Source organism: Sphingopyxis sp. (assembly GCF_035250425.1).
Taxonomy (GTDB): Bacteria; Pseudomonadota; Alphaproteobacteria; order Sphingomonadales; family Sphingomonadaceae; genus Sphingopyxis.
Map to the genome: position 1 here is coordinate 1 of NZ_DATFFD010000060.1, position 21,101 is coordinate 21,101.

Sequence of the window (21,101 nt, forward strand, 5' to 3'; positions counted from 1 at the left end):
TCCCGAAGGGACGCCGAAATGGCTTCGATCTTGGGTCCGCGCGACCTTGCGGGTAGCGATGCTACCCGCTGCGGCCACCCAAACCCAATATCTTCGCCATTTCGACGCCTCGATCGTGCAATTAATGGGTCCTGACCCTAGCTTGCTCGCTCGAAACACGATCCCTCTAGCGGTTTCGAACGCCACACCGTAAAGGCGCCGCCATGCGGATCGCGATCATCGACACCAGCACGACGCGCGCGGCGATCATCTCCGATGGTTTGCGCGACGCGGGGCTCGACGATCTGGTGCTGATCGATCCGGCGGGGGCGCTGGTCGCGCAAATCGAAGCGGCCAAGCCCGAAGTCATCCTGGTCAATCTGGAAAATCCCAGCCGCGACCTGCTCGAGGATTTCTTCGCGATGTCGCGCGCGCTCGCCCGGCCGATCGCGATGTTCGTCGACCAGAGCGATGCCGAGGCGACGGGCGCGGCGATCGACGCGGGCGTCTCCGCTTATGTTGTCGACGGATTGTCGAAACAGCGGATCAAGCCCGTCATCGATCTCGCAGTCCGGCGGTTCCAGGCCTTTTCGCGACTCCAGCGCGAGCTCGATGAAGCGAAGAATGCGTTGGTCGAACGCGCGACGATCGATCGCGCCAAGGCTATTCTGATGAAACGGCGCGCGATCGACGAACCCGCCGCCTACGCGCTGCTGCGCGGACAGGCGATGCGCACCAACCGCCGGATCGCCGAGATCGCCGAGGCGATCGTGACAAGCGACGCGCTCTTGGGAGACATGGAATGACCGCCGAAACATTCCGTATCGGTTTCCTGCCGCTGGTCGACGCCGCGCTGCCCATCCTCGCGCACGAACTGGGATTTGCCGCGCGCGAAGGCATAAACATCGAGTTGGTCCGCGACATGACCTGGGCGACGGTGCGCGACCGGCTGCTCTATGGCCATACCGACGCGGCGCATATGATCGCGCCGCTCGCGATCGCGACCGCACTCGGCCGCGACCGGCCCGCAGTGCCGATGGCGGTGCCCTTCGTGCTCGGGCTCAACGGCAATGCGGTCACCTTTTCGACGGCACTCGCAAAAGATGTCGGGCTCGGCGACACGCTCGGCGACCCGACCGTGATAGGAGCAGCATTGCAGCGCGTGGCGGCGGCGCGCAAAATAGCGGGGAAGCCGCTGCGCTTTGGCGTCGTGCATCGCTATTCCAGCCATAATTACATGCTGCGATACTGGCTGGCGGGGGTGGGCATCCGCCCCGATACCCATGTCGAGATCGTCGTCACCAGCCCACCCTTTGCCGCCGATGCGCTCGCGGCGGGCGAGGTCGACGGCATCTGCGTCGGCGAGCCGTGGAACTCAATCGCAGTCGAACGCGGCGTCGGTCATATCGCGCTCGCCACCGCACAGATCTGGCGCCGCGGGGTCGAAAAAGTCCTCGCGCTGCGCGAGGCCGTCATCGACGAGCGGCGCGACGCGGTCGAAGCACTGCTGCGCGCACTCCACGCTGCCGCCGCGCATTTCGTCGAACCTGGCACGGCGGAAGAAAGCGCCGACATATTGGCGCGGCCCGAATATCTGGGCGCCTCGCGCGACGCGGTGCTGCGCGCGATCACCGACCACATCCGCCTCGTTCCCGGCGGCGAACCGATCCACTATCCCGACTTCATGTTCCAATATCGCGAAGCGGCGAATTTCCCGTGGCGCAGCCAGGCCGCGTGGCTCTATTCGCAGATGCTTCGGTGGGACCGGGCCGACTATTCGGCCGCCGATGCCGCGACCGCCGCCGCGGTGTTCCGCCCCGACGTTTATCGCGCCGCTTTGGCCGGATCGGGCGCGCCGCTTCCCGGCGCCAGTTCAAAGCTCGAAGGCGGGATCGGCGAGCCCCTCGGCGCCGGGTCGACGCAGGGCCGCCTTGTCCTCGGCAGCGACCGCTTTTTCGATGGCCGCGCCTTCGATCCCGACGATATTCAAGGCTATCTGGCTGATTTTAGCTAGGTTTATTCTTGCATTCGAATTTATGCTGCACCTGCGAAATAACAGGTTGCGTGCCATCTGCGAATCAGGCAGTTTAAACGCACTCGGCGACGCTGCCGGGGCAGGATAAAGCGGCTACGGCTCCAACGACGGGGCCGGTCCGCGCGGCAGGCAGGGAGCCTTTCCCTGCACTCCAACAGGCAATGAAGCCGTCAGGATGCGCCCGCGTGGCCGCCGTCCTGGCGGCTTTTTTATTGCCCGTCGCACAAGGGGACGGACGATGACGGACATGATGAACGGCGCCGGCGCCGGGACAAAATCGAGTTTCTGGGCTAGCGGACATTGGCCGACTTTGGTCGCTGCCTTTCTCTATTTCGACCTCGCCTTCATGGTGTGGGTCATCCTCGGGCCGCTCGCCCCCGCCATTTCCGAAGATCTCGGGCTCACCCCGGCGCAAAAGGGGCTGATGGTTGCGGTGCCGACGCTCGCGGGCGCGTTGCTGCGCGTCGTCAACGGCCTGCTCGTCGACCGCATCGGTCCGAAGCGGGCGGGTGCGATCAGCCAGCTGATCGTCATCGCCGGACTGTTCACCGCATGGTCAATGGGGGTTTCGAGCTTCGCCGGCACGCTGGCGCTGGGCATCATCCTCGGCTTCGCGGGGGCGAGCTTCGCGATCGCGCTGCCGCTCGCGAGCCGCTGGTATCCGCCCGAGCATCAGGGCAAGGCGATGGGGCTCGCGGGCATGGGCAATTCGGGCGTTGTGCTCGCGGCGCTCTTCGCTCCCGGCCTCGCCAAGCTGTTCGGCTGGAACGCCGTGCTCGGCCTTGCGTGCATTCCGCTGACGATCGTCTTCTTCGTCTATCTCGCGATGGCGAAGGACGCGCCGAACGCGCCCGCGCCGAAAAAGCTGGTGCATTATTTCGAGCCGCTCAAGACCGCCGATGCGTGGTGGCTGATGGGCTTTTACGCCGTGACCTTCGGCGGCTTCGTCGGACTCGCGGCATCCTTGCCGATCTATTTCACCGACCAGTTTCACCTGACCCCGGTGATGGCGGGCTATTGCACCGCCGCGTGCGTCTTTGCCGGCTCGCTCGTGCGGCCGATGGGCGGCGCGCTTGCCGACCGGATCGGCGGGGTCAAGGCGCTGATGATGGTCTTCGTCGTCGCGGCGCTGGCGATTGCCGGGGTGCCCCAGGCGAACACGCTGCCCGCCGCGCTTGGCCTGTTCGTGATCGCGATGCTCGCGCTCGGCACGGGCAATGGCTCGGTCTTCCAGCTCGTGCCGCAGCGCTTTTCAGCCGAAATCGGCGTGATGACCGGGCTGGTCGGCATGGCGGGCGGGGTCGGCGGCTTCTACCTTGCCTCCTCGCTCGGCTTCGCCAAGCAATGGGCGGGCACTTTCGCCCCCGGTTTCTACATCTTCGCCGGGCTCGCGGTGGTCGCGCTCGTCGCGCTGCTCTTCGTCAAGGGTCAATGGCGCCGGACCTGGGGCGCCGCCGAAGGCGTGCGGATCTGATCGATGACGCGCACCCTCATCTTCTTGGCCACGCTCGCGCCCGCCGGGGTCGCGCAGGCACAAGACATCGTCCTGAAGCCGATAGGCGAGGCGCGCCTCCGCTATGAGCAGGTCGATCAGGACGGTCTGCCCGCCGATGCCGAGGCGCTGACGCTACGCGTCCGCGCCGGGGTAGAGGCCAAGACGGGCAGCTGGTCGGCGCTGGTCGAGGGGCAAGGCAATCTGGCAATCGTCGATGACTATTTCGACGGACTCCACGGCGCGGCCACCCGTCCGCTGATCGCCGACCCCGACAATATCGCCCTCACCCGCGCGCAAATCCGCTATGCGTCGCCCGTCTTCGCGCTCACCGCGGGGCGTCAGCGGCTCGGCTTCGACGACGAGCGCTTCGTCGGCAGCGTCGGCTTTCGCCAGAACGGTCAGAGCTTCGACGCCGTGCGCGCCGAGATCACGCCCGTAAAGGGCGTGAAGGCCGATCTCGCCTATGCGTGGAGCGTGCGGACGATCTGGGGCATCGAAGGTGCCGGCGCGCGGCAACAGGCGGTATCGGGTGACAATATCTTCGGCAACCTCGGCGCCCAGACCCCGATCGGCAAGCTCGCCACCTTTGCCTATCTCGTCGATCAGGACGAGGTGGCGATGCAAGGTTTTCGCATGTCGAGCCAAAGCTATGGCGCTCGCCTCGACGGATCGCAGGCTGTCGGCAAGGCGAAGATCGCTTACCAGCTGAGCTATGCGCGCCAGTCCGACTGGCACCGTAATCCAAATAACTACAGCGCCGACTATTATCTGGCTGATGTAGCGATCGATTTCGGAGGTCCCCGCGTCGGCGTCGGGTACGAGATACTCGGCGCCGACAAGGGGATCGCGCTCACCAGCTTCCAGACTCCGCTCGCGACGGGTTTCAAATTCCAAGGCTGGGCAGACAAATTCCTCGTCACCCCGCCCGATGGCGTGCGCGATCTGTACGCCAGCGCCGGCTGGGGCTGGACGGCGGTTGGGCCGCTTAAGGCCGTGACGCTGCAGGCGGCCTATCACGACTATCGCAGCGACCGCGCGGACCGCTCCTATGGCGACGAGATCAACCTGCTCGCGAGCGCGAAGCTCGGCAAGGTCACCGCGGCCGCCCGCTACGCGCATTACAACGCCGACACCTTCGCCACCGACACCGACAAAATCTGGCTGCAACTGGACTGGACGATTTAATGGAACACCGCCCCATCAAGACCGACGCCGACACGCGCGACCATCTGGTCGTGATCGGCAACGGCATGGCCGGATGCCGCGCGGTCGAGGAACTGCTCGCCCGCGATCCGGCGCGTTACCGCGTGACGATCTTCGGCGCCGAGCCGCGCGTCAATTACAACCGCATCATGCTTTCCCCCGTGCTCGCGGGCGAGAAGAGCTTCGACGACATCGTGATCAACGATGCCGAATGGTATGCGGCGAACGGCATTGCGCTGGTCGCGGGCGATCCGGTGGTCGTGATCGACCGTGCGGCCAGGACGGTGACGACGCGCGGCGGCACGACCGAACGCTACGACCGGCTGCTGATCGCGACCGGCTCCGACCCCTTCATCATCCCGGTGCCCGGCAAGGACCTGCCCGGCGTGATCGCGTTTCGCGACATGGACGATGTCGACACGATGCTCGCCGCAGCCGAAGCCGGCGGCGATGCGGTGGTGATCGGCGGCGGCCTGCTCGGACTCGAAGCCGCCCACGGCCTGAGCCTGCGCGGCATGAAGGTCACCGTCATCCACCTGATGCCGACGCTGATGGAACGCCAGCTCGACGAAGCAGCGGGCTGGCTGCTCAAGCAGGCGCTCGAAGGCCGCGGCCAGACGATCCTGACCGGCGCCGACACCGCCGAGATCGTCGGCGACGGCAGGGTCGAGGGGGTAAAGCTCAAGGACGGGACGCTGATTCCCGCCAGCCTCGTCGTGATGGCGGTCGGCATCCGCCCTTCGGTCGCGCTCGCGCGCGACGCCGGCCTCGCGGTCGGCCGCGGGATCCAGGTCGACGACCATATGGTGACGAGCGACCCCGCCGTTCTCGCGGTCGGCGAATGCGTCGAACATGACGGGCAGGTTTACGGCCTCGTCGCGCCCTTATGGGACATGTGCCGCAGCCTCGCCGACGGGCTCGTCGAACAGCCGACGGGCTATCGCGGATCGGTGACCTCGACCAAGCTCAAGGTTTCCGGCATCGACGTCTTTTCGGCGGGCGATTTTTCGGGCGGCGACGGGTGCGAGGACATCGTGCTGCGCGACGCGAGCCGCGGCGTCTACAAGCGCGTCATCGTCAAGGACGACCGGATCGTCGGCGCGGTGCTCTACGGCGATACCGCCGATGGCAGCTGGTATTTCGACCTCCTCAAGAAGCAGGAGGACGTCTCCGACCTCCGTGACCTCCTCATTTTTGGCCAAGCCTTCGCCTCGGGAGGAGGCGCCGCGGACCCTAAGGCTGCCGTTGCGGCGCTTTCCGACGATGCGGAAATCTGCGGCTGCAACGGCGTCACCAAGGGTCAGGTCGTGTCTTGCATCGCCAAGGGCGCGCGCAGCCTCGACGCGGTGCGCGGCACCTGCAAGGCGTCGGCGAGTTGCGGTTCGTGCACCGGCCTCGTCGAAACCCTGCTCGCGCTGACATTGGGCGACGACGTGCAGGCCGGACCGAAGACGATGTGCAAATGCACCAGCTTCGGCCACGACGATGTGCGCCGCGAGATCGTCGCGCAGGGCATGCGCTCGATCCCCGAAGTGATGCAGCAGTTGCACTGGACGACCCCCGACGGCTGTTCCTCATGCCGTCCGGCGCTCAACTATTATCTGCTCTGCGCACTCCCAGGCGATTATGTCGACGACCAGCAGAGCCGCTTCGTCAACGAGCGACTGCACGCCAACATCCAAAAGGACGGCACCTACTCGGTCGTCCCGCGCATGTGGGGCGGGCTCACCAACCCCACCGAACTCCGCGCGATCGCCGATGTCGTCGAGAAATATGACGCGCCGATGGTCAAGGTCACCGGCGGCCAGCGGCTCGACATCTTCGGGATCAAGAAGGAGGATCTGCCCGCGGTCTGGGCCGACCTCAATGCCGCCGGGATGGTGTCGGGGCACGCCTATGGCAAGGCGCTGCGCACGGTGAAGACCTGCGTCGGGTCCGAATGGTGCCGCTTCGGCACGCAGGATTCGACAGGGCTCGGCGTCAAGATCGAACGGATGAGCTGGGGCAGCTGGATGCCGCACAAGTTCAAGATCGCGGTGTCGGGCTGCCCGCGCAACTGCGCCGAGGCGACGATCAAGGATTTCGGCATCGTCTGCGTCGACAGCGGTTACGAGCTCCATGTCGGCGGCAATGGCGGCATCCATGTCCGCGCGACCGACCTCTTGTGCAAGGTCGCGACCGAGCAGGAGGCGATGGATTATTGCGCCGCCTTCATCCAGCTCTACCGCGAGGAAGCGCGCTATCTCGAGCGCACGGCGCCGTGGATCGAGCGCGTCGGGATCGAACATGTGAAAACGCGAATCGTCGACGACGCCGCGGGCCGCGAGGCGCTGCGCGCGCGCTTCCTTTATTCGCAAAGTTTTTCGCAGGACGACCCCTGGGCGCAGCGCGCCGAGGGCGCCGAGGCCGAACATCATGCGCCGATGGCGCGCTTCATTCCGCAGGAGCAACTGGCATGACGACCCCCGAATGGCTCGACATCGGCTGGGTCGATGAAATCCCCGTGCGCGGCAGCCGCACCGTACAGGTCGCGGGCGGCGACGACATCGCTGTGTTCCGCACAAATGAGGGCAAGGTCTTCGCGCTGCTCGATCGCTGCCCGCACAAGCATGGCCGGCTGAGCCAGGGCATCGTCCACGGCGGCGCGGTCGCCTGCCCACTGCATAATTGGCGGATCAGCCTGTCGACCGGCGAGGCGCTCGGCGAGGACAAGGGCTGCACGCCCACCGTGCCGGTCAAGATCGACGGCGGCCGCGTCCTCATCTGCCGCGCGAGCACGCTGAAGGCGGCCGCCTGATGAACGAAGCCGTCCGCACCACCTGCGCCTATTGCGGCGTCGGCTGCGGAATTCGTGCGACCGTCACCGGCGCGCGGCAGGTGGAGATTGCGGGCGACCCCGACCACCCCGCGAACCGCGGACGGCTCTGTTCGAAGGGCACCCACCTCGGCGAAACCGTCGGGCTGGAGGGCCGCCTGCTTCATCCGATGATCGGCAACAAGCGTGCGAGTTGGGACAAGGCGCTCGACCTCGTGGCGAAGAAGTTCCGCGAGACGATCGCGCGCCACGGGCCGAACAGCGTCGCCTTCTACGTCTCGGGCCAGCTTTTGACCGAGGATTATTATGTCGCCAACAAGCTGATGAAAGGCTTCATCGGCACCGCGAACATCGACACCAATTCAAGGCTGTGCATGTCGAGCGCAGTTGCCGGCCACACCCGCGCCTTTGGCGAGGATGTCGTCCCTGCGACCTACAACGATCTCGATGCCGCCGACCTGATCGTACTGGTCGGGTCGAACACCGCCTGGTGCCACCCGATCGTTTATCAGCGCATCCGCGCGCGCTGCGAGGCTGGCGCGAAGCTGGTCGTCATCGACCCGCGCCGCACCGAAACCGCCGAAGAGGCCGACCTGCACCTTCCCGTCCACCCGGGGAGCGACGTCGCGCTGATGAACGGCCTGCTGCAATATTGCCACGAGGCGGGCGCTATCGACGAAGCCTATCTCGCCGCGCATGTCGCGGTGCCGGAGGATTTCTGGGACCAGCTTGGAGAGGGGAACGACCTGTGGTCGGTGGCGCGCACCTGCGACGTGCCCGCCGCCGACCTCAGGCGTTTCTATGAACTGTTCGCCGCGACCCCGCGCACCGTTACTTTGTTCAGCCAGGGGATCAACCAGTCGACCGCGGGCACCGATCAGGTCAATGCGATCATCAACGTCCATCTCGCGACGGGACGCATCGGAAAACCCGGCGCCGCGCCCTTCTCGATCACCGGCCAGCCCAACGCGATGGGCGGGCGCGAGGTCGGTGGGCTCGCCTCGACCCTCGCCGCGCATATGGATTTCGCGGCCGAAAACCGCGACCGCGTCCAGCGCTTCTGGGCCGCGCCGGCGATGGCGGAGAAGCCGGGCCTCAAGGCCGTCGATCTGTTCCGCGCGGTCGGCGAGGGGCGCATCAAGGCGCTGTGGGTGATGGCGACCAACCCCGCGGTGTCGATGCCCGATGCCGGCCGCGTCCGCGAGGCGCTCGCGACCTGCCCCTTCGTCGTCGTCAGCGACGTGATTGAAGCGACCGACACCGGCACCTTCGCCCATGTCCGCTTGCCCGCCGCCGCCTGGGGCGAGAAGGACGGCACCGTCACCAACAGCGATCGCACGATCAGCCGCCAGCGCGCGCTGTTCCCCCTACCAGGTGAAGCCATGCCCGACTGGTGGATCGTCAAGGAAATCGCGCGGCGCATGGGGTGGAAAACCGCCTTTTCCTACGACCGGCCCGCCGACATCTGGCGCGAGCATTGCCGCCTGTCGACCTATGACAATGACGGCGGCCGGCTGTTCGCCCTCCCCCACGCAGCGCAGGGCGGCAACGCCGCCTATGACGATATGGCGCCGTTCCGCTGGGGCGGCGAACAGATATTCGCCGACGGGCGCTTTCCGACGGACGATGGCCGCGCAAGGCTGGTGCCAGTCGCGCAGAAGCCGCTTCCCGAAGCACTCGAAAAATGGCCGCTGACGCTCAACACCGGGCGGTATCGCGACCAATGGCACAGTATGACGCGTACCGGCCTCGCCCCAAAGCTGGCGCGTCACCGCGAGGAGCCGCTCGTCGAGGTTCACCCCGATGACGGCTCCCGCCTTGGCCTCTCGGACGGCGGGCTCGCGCGCGTGGCGACGCCGCGGGGCGACAGCGTCTACCGCGTCGCCTTTTCGGGCGGACAGCGCCCCGGCGAATTGTTCGTGCCCATTCACTGGACCGACCGGACGTCGAGCAGCGGCCGCACCGGCCTGCTCCCGCGCCCGCTGGTCGACCCCGTGTCGGGACAGCCGGGCTTCAAGCGTACGCCGGCGAGCATCGAAGCCGTGACGACGCGCTGGCGCGGCTTCCTGCTGCTCGCGCACGAGCTGGCGGCGGCGCCCGAATGCCTGTGGGCGACGCGCGTCGCCGTTCCGTCGGGCGTCCTGTGGGAACTTGCCGGCAACGGCGATCTGCGCGCCATCGAGGCGCTGCTCCCCAAAGGCGAACGGGTCGAGGCGCAGGATGCGGGGCGCGGGACGCGGCGCGTCGCGGTCATTGCGAGCGGGCGCCTCGCCGGCGCGCTGTTCGTGACCGAAAGTGGCGAGCTTCCGCCGCGCGACTGGCTGATCGCCCAGCTTTCTGCCCCCGACGTCGCGCCGACGCTGCTCGCCGGCCGCGCGCCGGGCGCCCAAGCCGACCGCGGACCGATCATCTGCGTCTGCTTCGATATCGGGCTGAAGACGATCGCCGCCGCGATCCGCGACCAGAGCCTCGCCGATGTCGCCGCGATCGGCGGAGCCTTGGGCGCGGGCACCAATTGCGGCTCGTGCCGCCCCGCGCTCGCGCGCATTTTGGCCGAGGAGACGAGCAATGCAGCCTGACGATTTCCGCCCCGGCACGGTCTGGCTGGTCGGCGCCGGTCCCGGCGACCCCGACCTCCTGACGCGCAAGGCGATCCGCCTCATCGAGAGCGCCGACATCGTCTTTCACGACGCCCTCGTCGGCCCGGACGTCCTGAGCCTCATTCCCGCGAGCACCGAGCGCGTCAGTGTCGGCAAGCGTTCGGGTCGCCATTCGAAGAATCAGCAAGAGATCGACGCGATGCTGGTGACTGCCGCCGCCGCGGGCAAGCGCGTCGTCCGGCTGAAGGGCGGCGATCCTTCGCTATTCGGCCGTTCGACCGAGGAAATCGCCGCCGTACACACAGCCAGCTATCCCGTTTTCGTGTGTCCGGGCATCACCGCAGCGAGCGCCGCCGCTGCGTCGGCGAAAATATCACTCTCGCTCCGCGACGTCGCACGCGACGTCCGTTTCGTCACCGCGCACAGCCGCCGCGGCGCGGCGCTCGATGTCGACTGGCACTCGCTCGCGGGCTGCGGATCGACCCTTGCCTTCTACATGGGGCGCGACGCGGCGCCCGAGATCGCCCGCGGTCTCATCGGCGCGGGCATGCGGACCGACATGCCGGTCATGATCGCGTGCAACGTGAGCCGCGCCGACGAACAGCGGCTCACGACACGTCTCGACCTGCTCGGCCTTGCGACGCGCGCGCTGGCGAACGACGCGCCGACGCTTATCCTCGTCGGGGCCGCCGTCATGCTCGCCCCGCCGGCAAAGGCCTGCGCGACGACTGCTGACAGTGCGTTATAGCGCCTGCGCACCGGAACTCGGCGCAGGCTTTCGACGATATAGGACCTGTCAGGAAAGGAATGGCGCACCCGGAACGATTCGAACGTCCGACCCTCAGATTCGTAGTCTGATGCTCTATCCAGCTGAGCTACGGGTGCGTGGAGAGGCGCCTTTAAGACCCGTCGCGCGAGGGCGCAACCCCCTATTTCAGCTTTGTGACCGTTCCGCACGACGATTGACGGCGGATCGCGTCGAGCCCGCCGATTTCCGCAGGCTCTTTCAACAAAAGACGGATCAGCGCGATGCCATGATCATGGTTCGTGCGGACGACCTCGGCGCCTTTCGGCACCGTCTGCCCGGCGCGCGCAACGATGATTCGAAACGGCTTGCCGCCCGCCTCCACATCGTTGCGCACGAAAATCACGTCGGTCGCGGCATCGAAGATGCTAAGCGAGCTGTAGCGACCGGGCGTTGGCACCACGTTGATGGCAACCGGTCCTTTTGACAGGTCATAAGGACAGCTCGAATAAGCGAGATCGGGGCTCGGCCGCACGACCGGCTGGCGCTCGGGCGTCGCGAGGTTGCCATAGGACATGGTGTTGACGCCGCCCTGCCCCAGCCGCTCGATCGCGACATTCATCAGGCCATAGGGAATCGCCCAGATCGCCGCCCAGGCGGTGGCGACTGCGACGACGAGGCCGAAGGCGAGCGGGCCGAGCCAGTTGCGCATCTCAGCAGCCCTCCTTCACGATTTGCGGGAGCACGGCTTTCGCGGGATTGGCGCGGAACGCCTTGCCTGGATTGTACATGCGCAAAGTCAGATGGAAGGGCTGGCCTTTCGTCCCGGGCAACCACGCGCCCTCTGCGGGCTTTGTCGGAGCAATCGTGACGCGCCATTCGCCCTTGGCATCGAGCGCAACATTGGCGCCGTTCACCGACCAACTGTTCGCAGGGTTCGCGACCAGATAGCCCGCTTCGTCATAGATAGTGACGCTCCACCAGCGCGCGTCGAGCGGCGTCCCCGACAGTCTATAGCGGCAATCGCCGTCGAGCGGCGCGCCCGCGGCGTCGTTCTTCGCCGCCCAATAGACGGTTTCCTTTGCGGGAAGCGCGAGCAGACCCGCGCGCGCCACCGCCGCGCGGGTGATCGGATCGGTCGCCTTGGTGCCGTAGCCGAGCGAGGTCGTCCACGGCCCGTTGGCAATCCCGCCGTCGCGCAACCCGCCGCCGGTGAGCGCCCACGCCGCGCCGAGCCCCGCCGCTAGTCCGCCCACCAAAGTGATCGTATAGCGGTGCCAGCTCTTCATGACGGTGTCCCCCGGGTTATTTGCCCTTTTTCAGCGCAGCCTGAGCGGCCGCGAGCCGGGCGATGGGGACACGGTACGGCGATGCGCTGACATAGTCGAGACCCGTCTTTTCGCAGAAATGGATGCTCGGCGCATCACCGCCATGCTCGCCGCAGATGCCGAGCTTGACGTCGGGACGCGTCTTGCGCCCGCGATCGGCGGCGATCTCGATCAGCTGGCCGACGCCCTCGACATCAAGGCTGACGAACGGGTCGGTCAGGAAGATGCCCTTGTCGACATATTGCGTCAGGAAGCGGCCCGCGTCGTCGCGGCTGATGCCGATCGTCGTCTGCGTGAGATCGTTGGTGCCGAAGCTGAAGAATTCGGCGGTCTCGGCGATCTCGCCCGCCATCAATGCGGCGCGCGGCAGTTCGATCATCGTGCCGACGAGATAGGCGATCTCGCGGCCCTTTTCGGCAAACACCGCCTTCGCCTGCGCGTCGACGACCGCCTTCATTAGGTCGAACTCGCGGCGCGTCGCGACGAGCGGGATCATCACTTCGGGAATCGGCGCGGCGCCGGTCTCGGCGGCGACATCGCACGCCGCCTCGAAGATCGCGCGTGCCTGCATCTCGTAGATCTCTGGATAGGTGACGCCGAGGCGGCATCCGCGATGACCGAGCATCGGGTTGAACTCGTGCAGCTCGTTGGCGCGCGCCTTGAGCGCCTCGATTCCGACGCCCGCTGCCGCGGCGACATCGGCGAAATCTTCCTCGCGCGTCGGCAGGAATTCGTGGAGCGGCGGGTCGAGCAGGCGGATGGTGACCGGCAGCCCCGCCATTACCCCGAAGATCGCGGCAAAATCGCCGCGCTGTTCGGGGAGCAGTTTCGCGAGCGCGGCGCGGCGGCCGGCTTCGCTGTCCGCGAGGATCATCTCGCGCACCGCGGTGATCCGCGCGGCGTCGAAGAACATATGCTCGGTGCGGCAAAGCCCGATGCCCTCGGCGCCGAAGTCGCGCGCGACTTGAGCATCTTGGGGCGTTTCGGCGTTGGCGCGCACCTTCATGCGGCGTACCTTGTCGGCCCAGACCATCAGCGTGCCGAAATCGCCGACCAGCTCGGGCAGCAAGGTCGGAACCTCGCCCGCCATCACTTCGCCGGTCGAGCCGTCGAGCGTCAGGATATCACCTTCGCGCAGTTCACGTCCGCCGACGCGTAGCACGCGCGCCGCGCCGTCGATCGACAGCCCGCCGGCGCCCGAGACGCACGGGCGCCCCATGCCGCGCGCGACGACCGCCGCGTGTGACGTCATGCCGCCGCGCGCGGTCAGGATGCCCTTTGCGGCGTGCATGCCGTGAATGTCTTCGGGCGAAGTTTCGACGCGGACGAGGATCACGGCCTCGCCCATTTCGGCCGCCTTTTCAGCGCCATCGGCAGTGAACATGATCTTTCCCGACGCCGCGCCGGGGCTTGCGGGAAGCCCCTTGGTCAGTACGTCGCGCGGCGCCTTCGGATCGAGCGTCGGGTGGAGCAGCTGGTCGAGCGCGCCGGGATCGACGCGGCCGACGGCTTCCTCTTCGGAAATCAGCCCCTCGGCCGCCATGTCGACCGCGATCTTGAGCGCCGCCTTCGCGGTGCGTTTGCCCGACCGCGTTTGCAGCATCCAGAGCGTCCCGCGTTCGACGGTGAACTCGATGTCCTGCATGTCGCGATAATGCGTCTCGAGCGTATCAAAGACGCGGCCGAGCTCGGTAAAGGTCTCGGGCATCGCCTCTTCCATCGACGCCGGCTTGGCGCCCGCCTTTTCGCGCGCGATCTTGGTGAGGTACTGCGGGGTGCGGATGCCCGCGACGACATCCTCGCCCTGCGCATTGATCAGCCATTCGCCATACCAGGCGCGTTCGCCGGTCGCGGGGTCGCGGGTGAAGGCAACGCCGGTCGCCGAGGTGTCGCCCATATTGCCGAACACCATCGCCTGGATATTGACCGCGGTGCCCCATTCGGCCGGGATCGCGTTCAGGCGGCGATAGACCTTCGCGCGGTCGCTTTCCCAGCTCGCGAACACCGCGCCGACCGCGCCCCACAGCTGGTCGTTCGGCTCCTGCGGGAACGGCGCACCGGTTTTGCGCTCGACGATCGCCTGATATTCCTTGACCAGCGCCTGCCAGGCTTCAGCCGACATCTCGGTGTCGAGGTAGAAACCCCTGTCTTCCTTGGCGATTTCCAGCGCTTCCTCGAACTCGGCATGGTCGAGCCCCATGACGACGTCGGCGTACATCTGTACGAAGCGGCGATAGCTGTCCCACGCGAAGCGCGGATCGCCCGACGCGTCGGACAGGCCGACAACGGTGCGGTCGTTGAGCCCGAGGTTGAGAACAGTGTCCATCATCCCCGGCATCGACACACGCGCGCCCGAACGGACCGAGACGAGCAGCGGATCGGCGGGGTCGCCAAACTTCTTGCCGGTGATCCCCTCAATATGCACGATGCCCGCGGCGACCTCTTCGATCAGACCCGCAGGGAATTGCTCGCCATTGGCATAATAGGCGGTGCAGACGTCGGTGGTGATCGTAAAGCCCGGGGGCACCGGCAGGCCGATCGAGGCCATTTCGGCGAGGTTAGCCCCCTTGCCGCCCAGCAATTCCTTCGAGCGTTCGGCCGTCGTGGCCGCGCCGCCGAACAAATGCACCATATTCGTCATCATATGCTCCTGCTGCCCCGGGGAGGAGGTGGGCGGGGAATAGGTTCGATCCGCAACCGGGTCGACTCAGTTTTGCTTTTGCGGTGTCAGGCTGGCCTGCCTCCATGACGGGCCTGCCAATGATCGAAAATCGCCTGCCCCGCGCCGCCGCTAAAGGTCAGGATCGGCACGTCGCGGCGAAAGCCGAGCGACCAGGCCTTGATCCACAGCGTCTTGCGCGGCTCGATCGCCGCGATCTGGTCCCAGCCGATGTGCAGCGGCGGGTGAAACAGGCGAAAGAAGAGCGGCGGGCGAAGATAGATGCCGCGCTGGTCGAGCCAGACGTTCATCGCATTCTTGTAGCTGACCCCGCCCGGAAAGCGGCCGATGACCATCGTCGCCCACGAAAAGCGCTCTGCGTCGGCGGGGATCGGGCGATCCCATGCGAAGGCGGGCAGATATTTGGACCATCCCACAAACGACAGGACGCGCGTGACAAGCAGCCACATCGCAGCAAAGAACAGCGGAAAGCCGACCGCAAAGATCCAGACGAGATGCGTTTCGTTCATGGCATCCCTTCCCGCGCGCGCCTGCGCCTATCCCTCGATCTTCGAGAAGTCGGCGACGCCATGCACCGCGCCGGTGAAGCGCGACAGCAGGCCAAGGCGATAGGCGCGGACCGTTTCGTCGGGGTCATTGACCATGACGCCGTCGAAGAAGGCGTCGATCGGGGCGCGGAGTGAGGCGAGCGCGGCCATTGCGTCGGTGAAACGTTCCTCGGCAACCGCGGCGGAGGCGGCGGGTTCGGCAGCGTCGAGGGCGGCAAGCAAAGCCCTATCCACATCCGTCATGCACTCCGGCGGAAGCCGGAGCCCAGGGGCGTCTTGCCCCAGCGCCGGTGCTGCCCCGCCCTGGGTTCCGGCTTCCGCCGGAACACTGGCTTGCTTCAATATATTCGCCGCACGCTTGTATCCCGCGTGCAGATTGGCGCCGTCCTCGGTCGCCATGAACGCCTGGAGCGCTTTCACGCGGGCGAGCAGGCGAACAAGATCATCCTCGCCGCCGAGCGCAAACACCGCGTCGATCAGGTCGTGACGGACGCCGGCTTCGCGTTGCTGGACCTTGAGGCGGTCGGCGACAAATGGCAGCACGCTGTAAATGTCTCGATGCAGCGTCGCGACATAGTCGGGTTCTTCCGTATCGCGACGCAGCTTTTCTACATATTCTTTGCGGTCAAATTGGCCGATCAAATTTGCTCGCCCCAGGGCTTCGAGATCGCTCGTAATAACGCCGGCCATTCGTGCGGTGGCAATCTGAGGTATGAGTTCAATCGCGGCTAGACTCGTAAGCGTGTTGACGTTTGTTCGAAGATCATTTTCGAGGACGATCCTGATCATCGATAACGCTGCGCGCCGAAGTGCAAAGGGATCCTTCGATCCGGTCGGAGGTTCACCGATGGCAAAAAAAGCAACAAGCGTGTCGAGCTTATCCGCCAGCGCCACAGCCACCGTCACTGGCGCCGTCGGCACGTCGTCGCCCTGCCCGACCGGCTTGTAGTGATCGCGGATCGCGTCGGCGACCGCATCGGGCAAGCCTTCGGCGCGGGCGTAATAGCCGCCCATCAGGCCTTGCAGTTCGGGAAACTCGCCGACCATTTCGGTAACGAGGTCGGCCTTGGCGAGGCGCGCGGCGAGTTCGGCCTGTTCTGCCAATTCTTCCGTGTACCCCGGCGAAGGCCGGGGTCCAGAGCTGTCTGGCGCCGACGTTTGCTCAGTGCCGGTACGGCCTGTAACGATGCCTTCTTCGACCAGCCAGCGCGCCAGCTTCGCGACGCGCTCGACCTTGTCGGCGACGGTCCCAAGCTTTTCGTGGAAGGTGATGTTCGCCAGCTTTTCGGCGTGCTGCGCGAGCGTCTTTTTCTGGTCCTGTTCCCAGAAGAAGCGCGCGTCGGAGAGGCGCGCGGCGAGGACCTTGCGGTTGCCCGCAACGATCTCGGCGCCGCCATCGATCGCGTCGATGTTCGCGGTGCAGACGAAACCGTTGGCGAGTTTGCCGCTCGCATCATTCACGACGAAATATTTCTGGTTCACGCGCGCCGTCAGCTGGATGACCTCGGGCGGCACCTCCAGAAACGCTTCGTCGAAGCGGCCGAGCAAGGGCACCGGCCATTCGGTGAGGCCGGCGTTCTCGATCACCAGCCCCTCGTCCTCGACGAGCGTCAGCCCGGCATCGGCCGCGGCTTTTGCGGCGCCGTCGCGGATGATCGTCTGGCGTTCTTCATGATCGACGATGACGTGGCAGGCACGCAGCTTCTCTGCATAGTCGGACGCCGAACCGATGGTGATCTCGCCCGGGCAGTGGAAGCGGTGGCCGTGCGTCGCGTAGCTCGCGGAAATCCCGCTAACTTCACACGGAATCAACTCTTCACCGAAGATCGCGACGATGCCCGATAGCGGGCGGACCCAGCGCAGGCTTTCGCTGCTCGCGCTTGCCTTGCCCCAGCGCATCGACTTGGGCCAGGCGAAAGCGCGGACGATCGCAGGGATCGCCTCGGCGAGCACCTCGGCAGTCGCGCGGCCGGGCTTGTCGATCACGGCGAAATAGACGCCGTCGCGGTCTTCGAGCTGGTCTTGCGTCAAGCCGGTCTTGCGGAGAAAGCCTTCGAGCGCCTGCGGCGGCGCGCTGCTGCGCGGGCCTTTGAGTTCTTCGCTGACCGCGGCGGTCGCCCCGGGCAAGCCCTTGGCAATCAGCGCGAGGCGGCGCGGGGTCGACCAGATGGTGAGGTCGCCGGTTTCGAGGCCCGCGGCGCTCAATTGCGCGCGGAACAACTTTTCCAGTTCAACGCGCGCGCCAGCTTGCATCCGCGCCGGAATTTCCTCGCTGCGCAGTTCGAGAAGAAAGTCGGTCACTGCGCACCCCTCAATAAATAGGGACAGTCCCTATTTAATCGCAAACGGACGGCGCGGCACGCGCGCACGAAAATTAAATAGGGACTGTCCCTATTTATTGAGGGACTGTCCCTATTTATTGAGCCCACGGTCACAGCGTCCATCCCGGATATTTAGCGGTCCAGCGCTCGGACTGGCTGTCGATCCACGCCTTGCAGCTGCCTTTGGCGAGGTCGCGGACGCGCGCCATGTAATTGGCGCGTTCCTGCACGCTGATCACGCCGCGTGCCTGGAGCAGGTTGAAGAGATGGCTCGCCTCGATCGCCTGATCATATGCAGCGAGCGGCACGCCAGCCTCGATCGCGCGGTTACATTCGGCCTCGGCGGCCTTGAAGCCCGCAAACAAGGTGTCGGTGTCGGCGACCTCGAAATTCCATTTCGAGAACTGCTTTTCATTCTCGAGGAAGACGTCGCCATAGCTCACCGCCGCAACGTCGCCGACGGCGTCGGAAAAGCGCAGGTCGTACACATTGTCGACATTCTGGATATACATGGCGAGGCGTTCGAGCCCGTAGGTGAGCTCGCCCGCGACGGGCTTGCAGTCGAAGCCGCCCATCTGCTGGAAATAGGTGAACTGGGTGACTTCCATGCCGTCGCACCAGACTTCCCAGCCCAGCCCCCACGCGCCGAGCGTCGGCGATTCCCAGTCGTCCTCGACGAAGCGGATGTCGTGGAGCAACGGGTCGATGCCGATCGCGGCGAGCGAGCCCAGATATTGGTCCTGCAGATCGGCCGGCGACGGCTTCAGGATCACCTGATACTGGTAATAATGCTGGAGGCGGTTGGGGTTCTCGCCATAGCGGCCGTCGGTCGGGCGGCGGCTTGGCTGGACGTAAGCGACGTTCCACGGTTCGGGGCCGAGACTGCGCAGCGTCGTCGAAGGGTGAAAAGTCCCCGCCCCGACGCGCATGTCGTAAGGCTGCAGAATCGCGCAACCGCGCGCCGCCCAATAGGCGTGCAGCGTCAGGATCATGTCCTGAAAGCTGAGTGGTGTCTTGTCCGCCCCGTCGGCCACTGCCGGTATTCCTTCGCAGGTGCAAAAAATCGCCGCCGCATTGGCCCAGCGGCGGCGGCTGGTCAAGGCTCCCCGCCGTTCGTCACGGCGCGAAAATGCGCGACTTAGTCATGTTTCCAGAACTTTTTGTAAGGTGTTATTGACATAGTCAGCGAATCACGACATATAGTCATGCATGCCTGACATGAAGACAGGTTGAGTTGACCAAGACCCCGTCAGTCCAAGGAGAATAGCCATGACGACCCGCACGCTGATCCTCGCCCTTTCGCTCACCGCTGCCGCCGTGCCCGCCACAGCGCAGGCCGAAGACAAGGCCGCCGCCGTCCGCATCGACGACCTCAACCTGAGCCGCGCGGCCGATCGCATTCAGCTGAACACCCGACTGAAGAGCGCCGCGCGCAGCGTTTGCTACACCGGCCTTCGTGGCACCGCGGAGAACAGCCGCCGCGCGGCGTGCGTTTCGGCCGCGCTTGCGCAGGCTGAGCCGCTGGCCGAGCGCGCGATCGCGCAGTCGCAGGGTGGCACCAAACTTGCTCTGCTGATGATCAGCGCTGCCCGCTAAGCGACGGAAATGACGGCTTCGCTCGCGCCGTGCCCCCCGGTGACGGCTGGCGACTTGGGCTGGAGCGTCCTCTCCGATGACGGCGCTCCAGTCTCTTGCCCCCGCGAATGTCGATCCGACCCTGTCGCCCCAACCCCGACCATCGCGAACGACCGGACAAAAATTCCCTTCCCCGCCATTTTGATGCGCTATGGGAAGGCCATGATCCTTCGGATGGAAATGCTGGCGAGGCGCCGATGAACAACAAATTGAAAGTGTTGCGCGCGATGCGGAACTGGAGCCAGGCGGAACTCGCCGACCGGCTCGATGTTTCGCGGCAGGCGGTGAATGCGATCGAAACGGGGAAATACGACCCGTCGCTGCCGCTCGCCTTCAAACTCGCGCGGCTGTTCGAAATGCCGATCGAGGAGATATTCGATGACGGCCACGAAGGAAACCACGATGACTGAGACCCGGAACATGAAACGCCCGATGTCGCCGCGCCGCAAGCGCTATGCGACGGGGCTCGGCCTGGCGCTGGCGGTTGGCGTCGTCCTCGGCGCGGTGATGCAGCGCGGCGAAACCGGCGACGGGCTGACGATATTCAGCAATGCGCCGCTGACCCCGGGTTTCGCCGCAGGCGCCGCGATCCTTTGGGTCGTCGGCATGGTCGTCAGCCTCGCCATCTATCATCGCGCGGTCGATGATCATGAGGAGCGCGCCTATCTGTGGGCGGGTTTGGCCGCATGGTACTCATTCACGCTGTCGGCGCCGACGTGGTGGGTGCTGCACCGCGCGAGCATGGCGCCCGCGCCCGATGTCATGCTGCTGTTCGGAGGTGCGCTCGCAGTCAACGCCATCGTTTGGCTGTGGCTGAAATACCGCTAAGATTTTTCGCTCCCCTTCCCGGTCCGATCCGGCCATAAGCGCCCGTAACGAAAGTGATTTCCCGATGAAAACCTTGTTGAAGAAGCTTGCCACCACCTGCGCGATCGTCGCCTTCTCGCCGTCAGCGATGCTTCCGGCCGCCCATGCCGCCGAGCCGGCCGCCGCGGCGGCGCCCGCAACAACCGACGCCGACCCCGCGCTGTGGGTCGTCAAGGACAAGGACACGACGATCTATCTCTTCGGCACCGTCCATGTGCTCAAACCCGGTCTCGGCTGGTTCGACGAGGCGGTGAAGACGGCGTTCGACAAATCCGACGAGTTGATGCTCGAAATTGTCATGCCCGACGATCAGGCGGCGATGGCGAAAGAAATGATGCCGCTGGCGATCGATCAGAGCGGAAAGACGCTTTCGTCGCGCCTCGATGCCGAACAGCTCAAGGCCTATCAGGCCGCGCTGGCGAGCCTTGGAATAGCGCCGGCGCAGTTCGACATGTTCGAACCCTGGTTTCCTGCGATCACCCTGTCGGTACTGCCGCTCACCAAACTCGGCTATGATCCCGAACAGGGTGTCGAAAAGCTGTTGACGGCCTCGGCCAAAAAATCTGGCAAGCCCGTGGCGGGCCTTGAAACCCTGAGCCAACAGCTGGGCTTTTTCGATACGCTGCCTGAAATCCAGCAAATCGCCTTCCTGAATTCGGTGGTCAAGGATCTCGACAAGCTGGGGCCGCAACTCGACAAGATGGTCGGACAGTGGGCGAAGGGCGATCCCGATGCGCTGGCGGTGACGATGAACGAAAGCCTGGCCGCGACCCCCGAACTCGCCGCGACGCTGCTGTGGGATCGCAACGCCCGCTGGGCCGATCAGCTGAAAGCACGGATGGATCAGCCG

Annotated in this window: 18 protein-coding genes and 1 tRNA gene; 12 read left to right on the forward strand and 7 right to left on the reverse strand. The window is 65.7% G+C overall.

The features are described 5' to 3' along the window. Positions 1–203 precede the first annotated feature (203 nt). From VJ811_RS03665 to cobA, 8 genes are all read left to right on the forward strand, one after another. Entirely contained in the window at positions 204–785 is a 582-nt protein-coding gene (locus tag VJ811_RS03665) for an ANTAR domain-containing response regulator (protein WP_324070923.1), read from the forward strand. Next, positions 782–1,993, forward strand: coding sequence for a CmpA/NrtA family ABC transporter substrate-binding protein (locus tag VJ811_RS03670; RefSeq protein ID WP_324070924.1), 1,212 nt, complete (start codon positions 782–784; stop codon positions 1,991–1,993). The genes VJ811_RS03665 and VJ811_RS03670 overlap by 4 nt, the downstream gene beginning before the upstream one ends. A gap of 259 nt (positions 1,994–2,252) precedes the next feature. Then, positions 2,253–3,488, forward strand: a complete 1,236-nt coding sequence (locus VJ811_RS03675) for a nitrate/nitrite transporter (protein WP_324070925.1) — start codon at positions 2,253–2,255, stop codon at positions 3,486–3,488. Between the two features lie 3 nt (positions 3,489–3,491). Then, positions 3,492–4,694: a hypothetical protein gene (locus VJ811_RS03680; protein WP_324070926.1), complete on the forward strand. Its 1,203-nt coding sequence runs from the start codon at positions 3,492–3,494 to the stop codon at positions 4,692–4,694. Further along, positions 4,694–7,171 (forward strand): nitrite reductase large subunit NirB, encoded by a 2,478-nt coding sequence (nirB, locus tag VJ811_RS03685; RefSeq protein WP_324070927.1) that lies wholly within the window; start codon positions 4,694–4,696, stop codon positions 7,169–7,171. The genes VJ811_RS03680 and nirB overlap by 1 nt, the downstream gene beginning before the upstream one ends. Next, on the forward strand, positions 7,168–7,509 hold the full coding sequence (nirD, locus tag VJ811_RS03690) for a nitrite reductase small subunit NirD (protein WP_324070928.1): 342 nt from the start codon (positions 7,168–7,170) through the stop codon (positions 7,507–7,509). Before nirB ends, nirD begins: the two co-directional genes overlap by 4 nt. Further along, entirely contained in the window at positions 7,509–10,106 is a 2,598-nt protein-coding gene (locus tag VJ811_RS03695) for a molybdopterin-dependent oxidoreductase (RefSeq protein WP_324070929.1), read from the forward strand. The genes nirD and VJ811_RS03695 overlap by 1 nt, the downstream gene beginning before the upstream one ends. Continuing rightward, a complete protein-coding gene (gene cobA / locus VJ811_RS03700) occupies positions 10,096–10,875 on the forward strand; it encodes a uroporphyrinogen-III C-methyltransferase (protein ID WP_324070930.1) in 780 nt (259 codons plus the stop codon). Before VJ811_RS03695 ends, cobA begins: the two co-directional genes overlap by 11 nt. A 60-nt stretch (positions 10,876–10,935) precedes the next feature. On the opposite strand, the gene VJ811_RS03705 is transcribed toward cobA, so the two are convergent. From VJ811_RS03705 to VJ811_RS03735, 7 genes are all read right to left on the reverse strand, one after another. After that, positions 10,936–11,012: transfer RNA gene (locus VJ811_RS03705), tRNA-Arg, on the reverse strand. A 44-nt stretch (positions 11,013–11,056) separates the two neighbouring features. After that, complete coding sequence (locus VJ811_RS03710) at positions 11,057–11,584, reverse strand: DUF1254 domain-containing protein (RefSeq protein WP_324070931.1); 528 nt, start codon at positions 11,582–11,584, stop codon at positions 11,057–11,059. A 1-nt stretch (position 11,585) separates the two neighbouring features. Further along, complete coding sequence (locus tag VJ811_RS03715; RefSeq protein ID WP_324070932.1) at positions 11,586–12,161, reverse strand: DUF1214 domain-containing protein; 576 nt, start codon at positions 12,159–12,161, stop codon at positions 11,586–11,588. A gap of 16 nt (positions 12,162–12,177) precedes the next feature. After that, on the reverse strand, positions 12,178–14,841 hold the full coding sequence (gene ppdK, locus VJ811_RS03720) for a pyruvate, phosphate dikinase (protein ID WP_324070939.1): 2,664 nt from the start codon (positions 14,839–14,841) through the stop codon (positions 12,178–12,180). An 86-nt stretch (positions 14,842–14,927) separates the two neighbouring features. Then, on the reverse strand, positions 14,928–15,389 hold the full coding sequence (locus tag VJ811_RS03725) for a hypothetical protein (protein ID WP_324070933.1): 462 nt from the start codon (positions 15,387–15,389) through the stop codon (positions 14,928–14,930). Positions 15,390–15,416: 27 nt separating this feature from the next. Further along, positions 15,417–17,729: a glycine--tRNA ligase subunit beta gene (glyS, locus tag VJ811_RS03730; RefSeq protein WP_324070934.1), complete on the reverse strand. Its 2,313-nt coding sequence runs from the start codon at positions 17,727–17,729 to the stop codon at positions 15,417–15,419. Between the two features lie 130 nt (positions 17,730–17,859). Then, positions 17,860–18,741, reverse strand: a complete 882-nt coding sequence (locus VJ811_RS03735) for a glycine--tRNA ligase subunit alpha (RefSeq protein ID WP_324070940.1) — start codon at positions 18,739–18,741, stop codon at positions 17,860–17,862. 277 nt (positions 18,742–19,018) lie between these two features. On the opposite strand from VJ811_RS03735, the gene VJ811_RS03740 reads away from it, so the two are divergent. The 4 genes from VJ811_RS03740 to VJ811_RS03755 form a co-directional block, all read left to right on the forward strand. Continuing rightward, positions 19,019–19,345 (forward strand): UrcA family protein, encoded by a 327-nt coding sequence (locus VJ811_RS03740; protein WP_324070935.1) that lies wholly within the window; start codon positions 19,019–19,021, stop codon positions 19,343–19,345. A gap of 236 nt (positions 19,346–19,581) precedes the next feature. Further along, the gene (locus VJ811_RS03745) at positions 19,582–19,794 is read left to right on the forward strand and encodes a helix-turn-helix transcriptional regulator (RefSeq protein ID WP_324070936.1); all 213 of its coding nucleotides are present in this window, start codon (positions 19,582–19,584) and stop codon (positions 19,792–19,794) included. After that, positions 19,787–20,212, forward strand: coding sequence for a hypothetical protein (locus tag VJ811_RS03750; protein ID WP_324070937.1), 426 nt, complete (start codon positions 19,787–19,789; stop codon positions 20,210–20,212). Before VJ811_RS03745 ends, VJ811_RS03750 begins: the two co-directional genes overlap by 8 nt. Before the next feature lie 64 nt (positions 20,213–20,276). Continuing rightward, positions 20,277–21,101, forward strand: an 825-nt coding sequence (locus VJ811_RS03755) for a TraB/GumN family protein (protein ID WP_324070938.1), incomplete at its 3' end; no start/stop codon positions are given.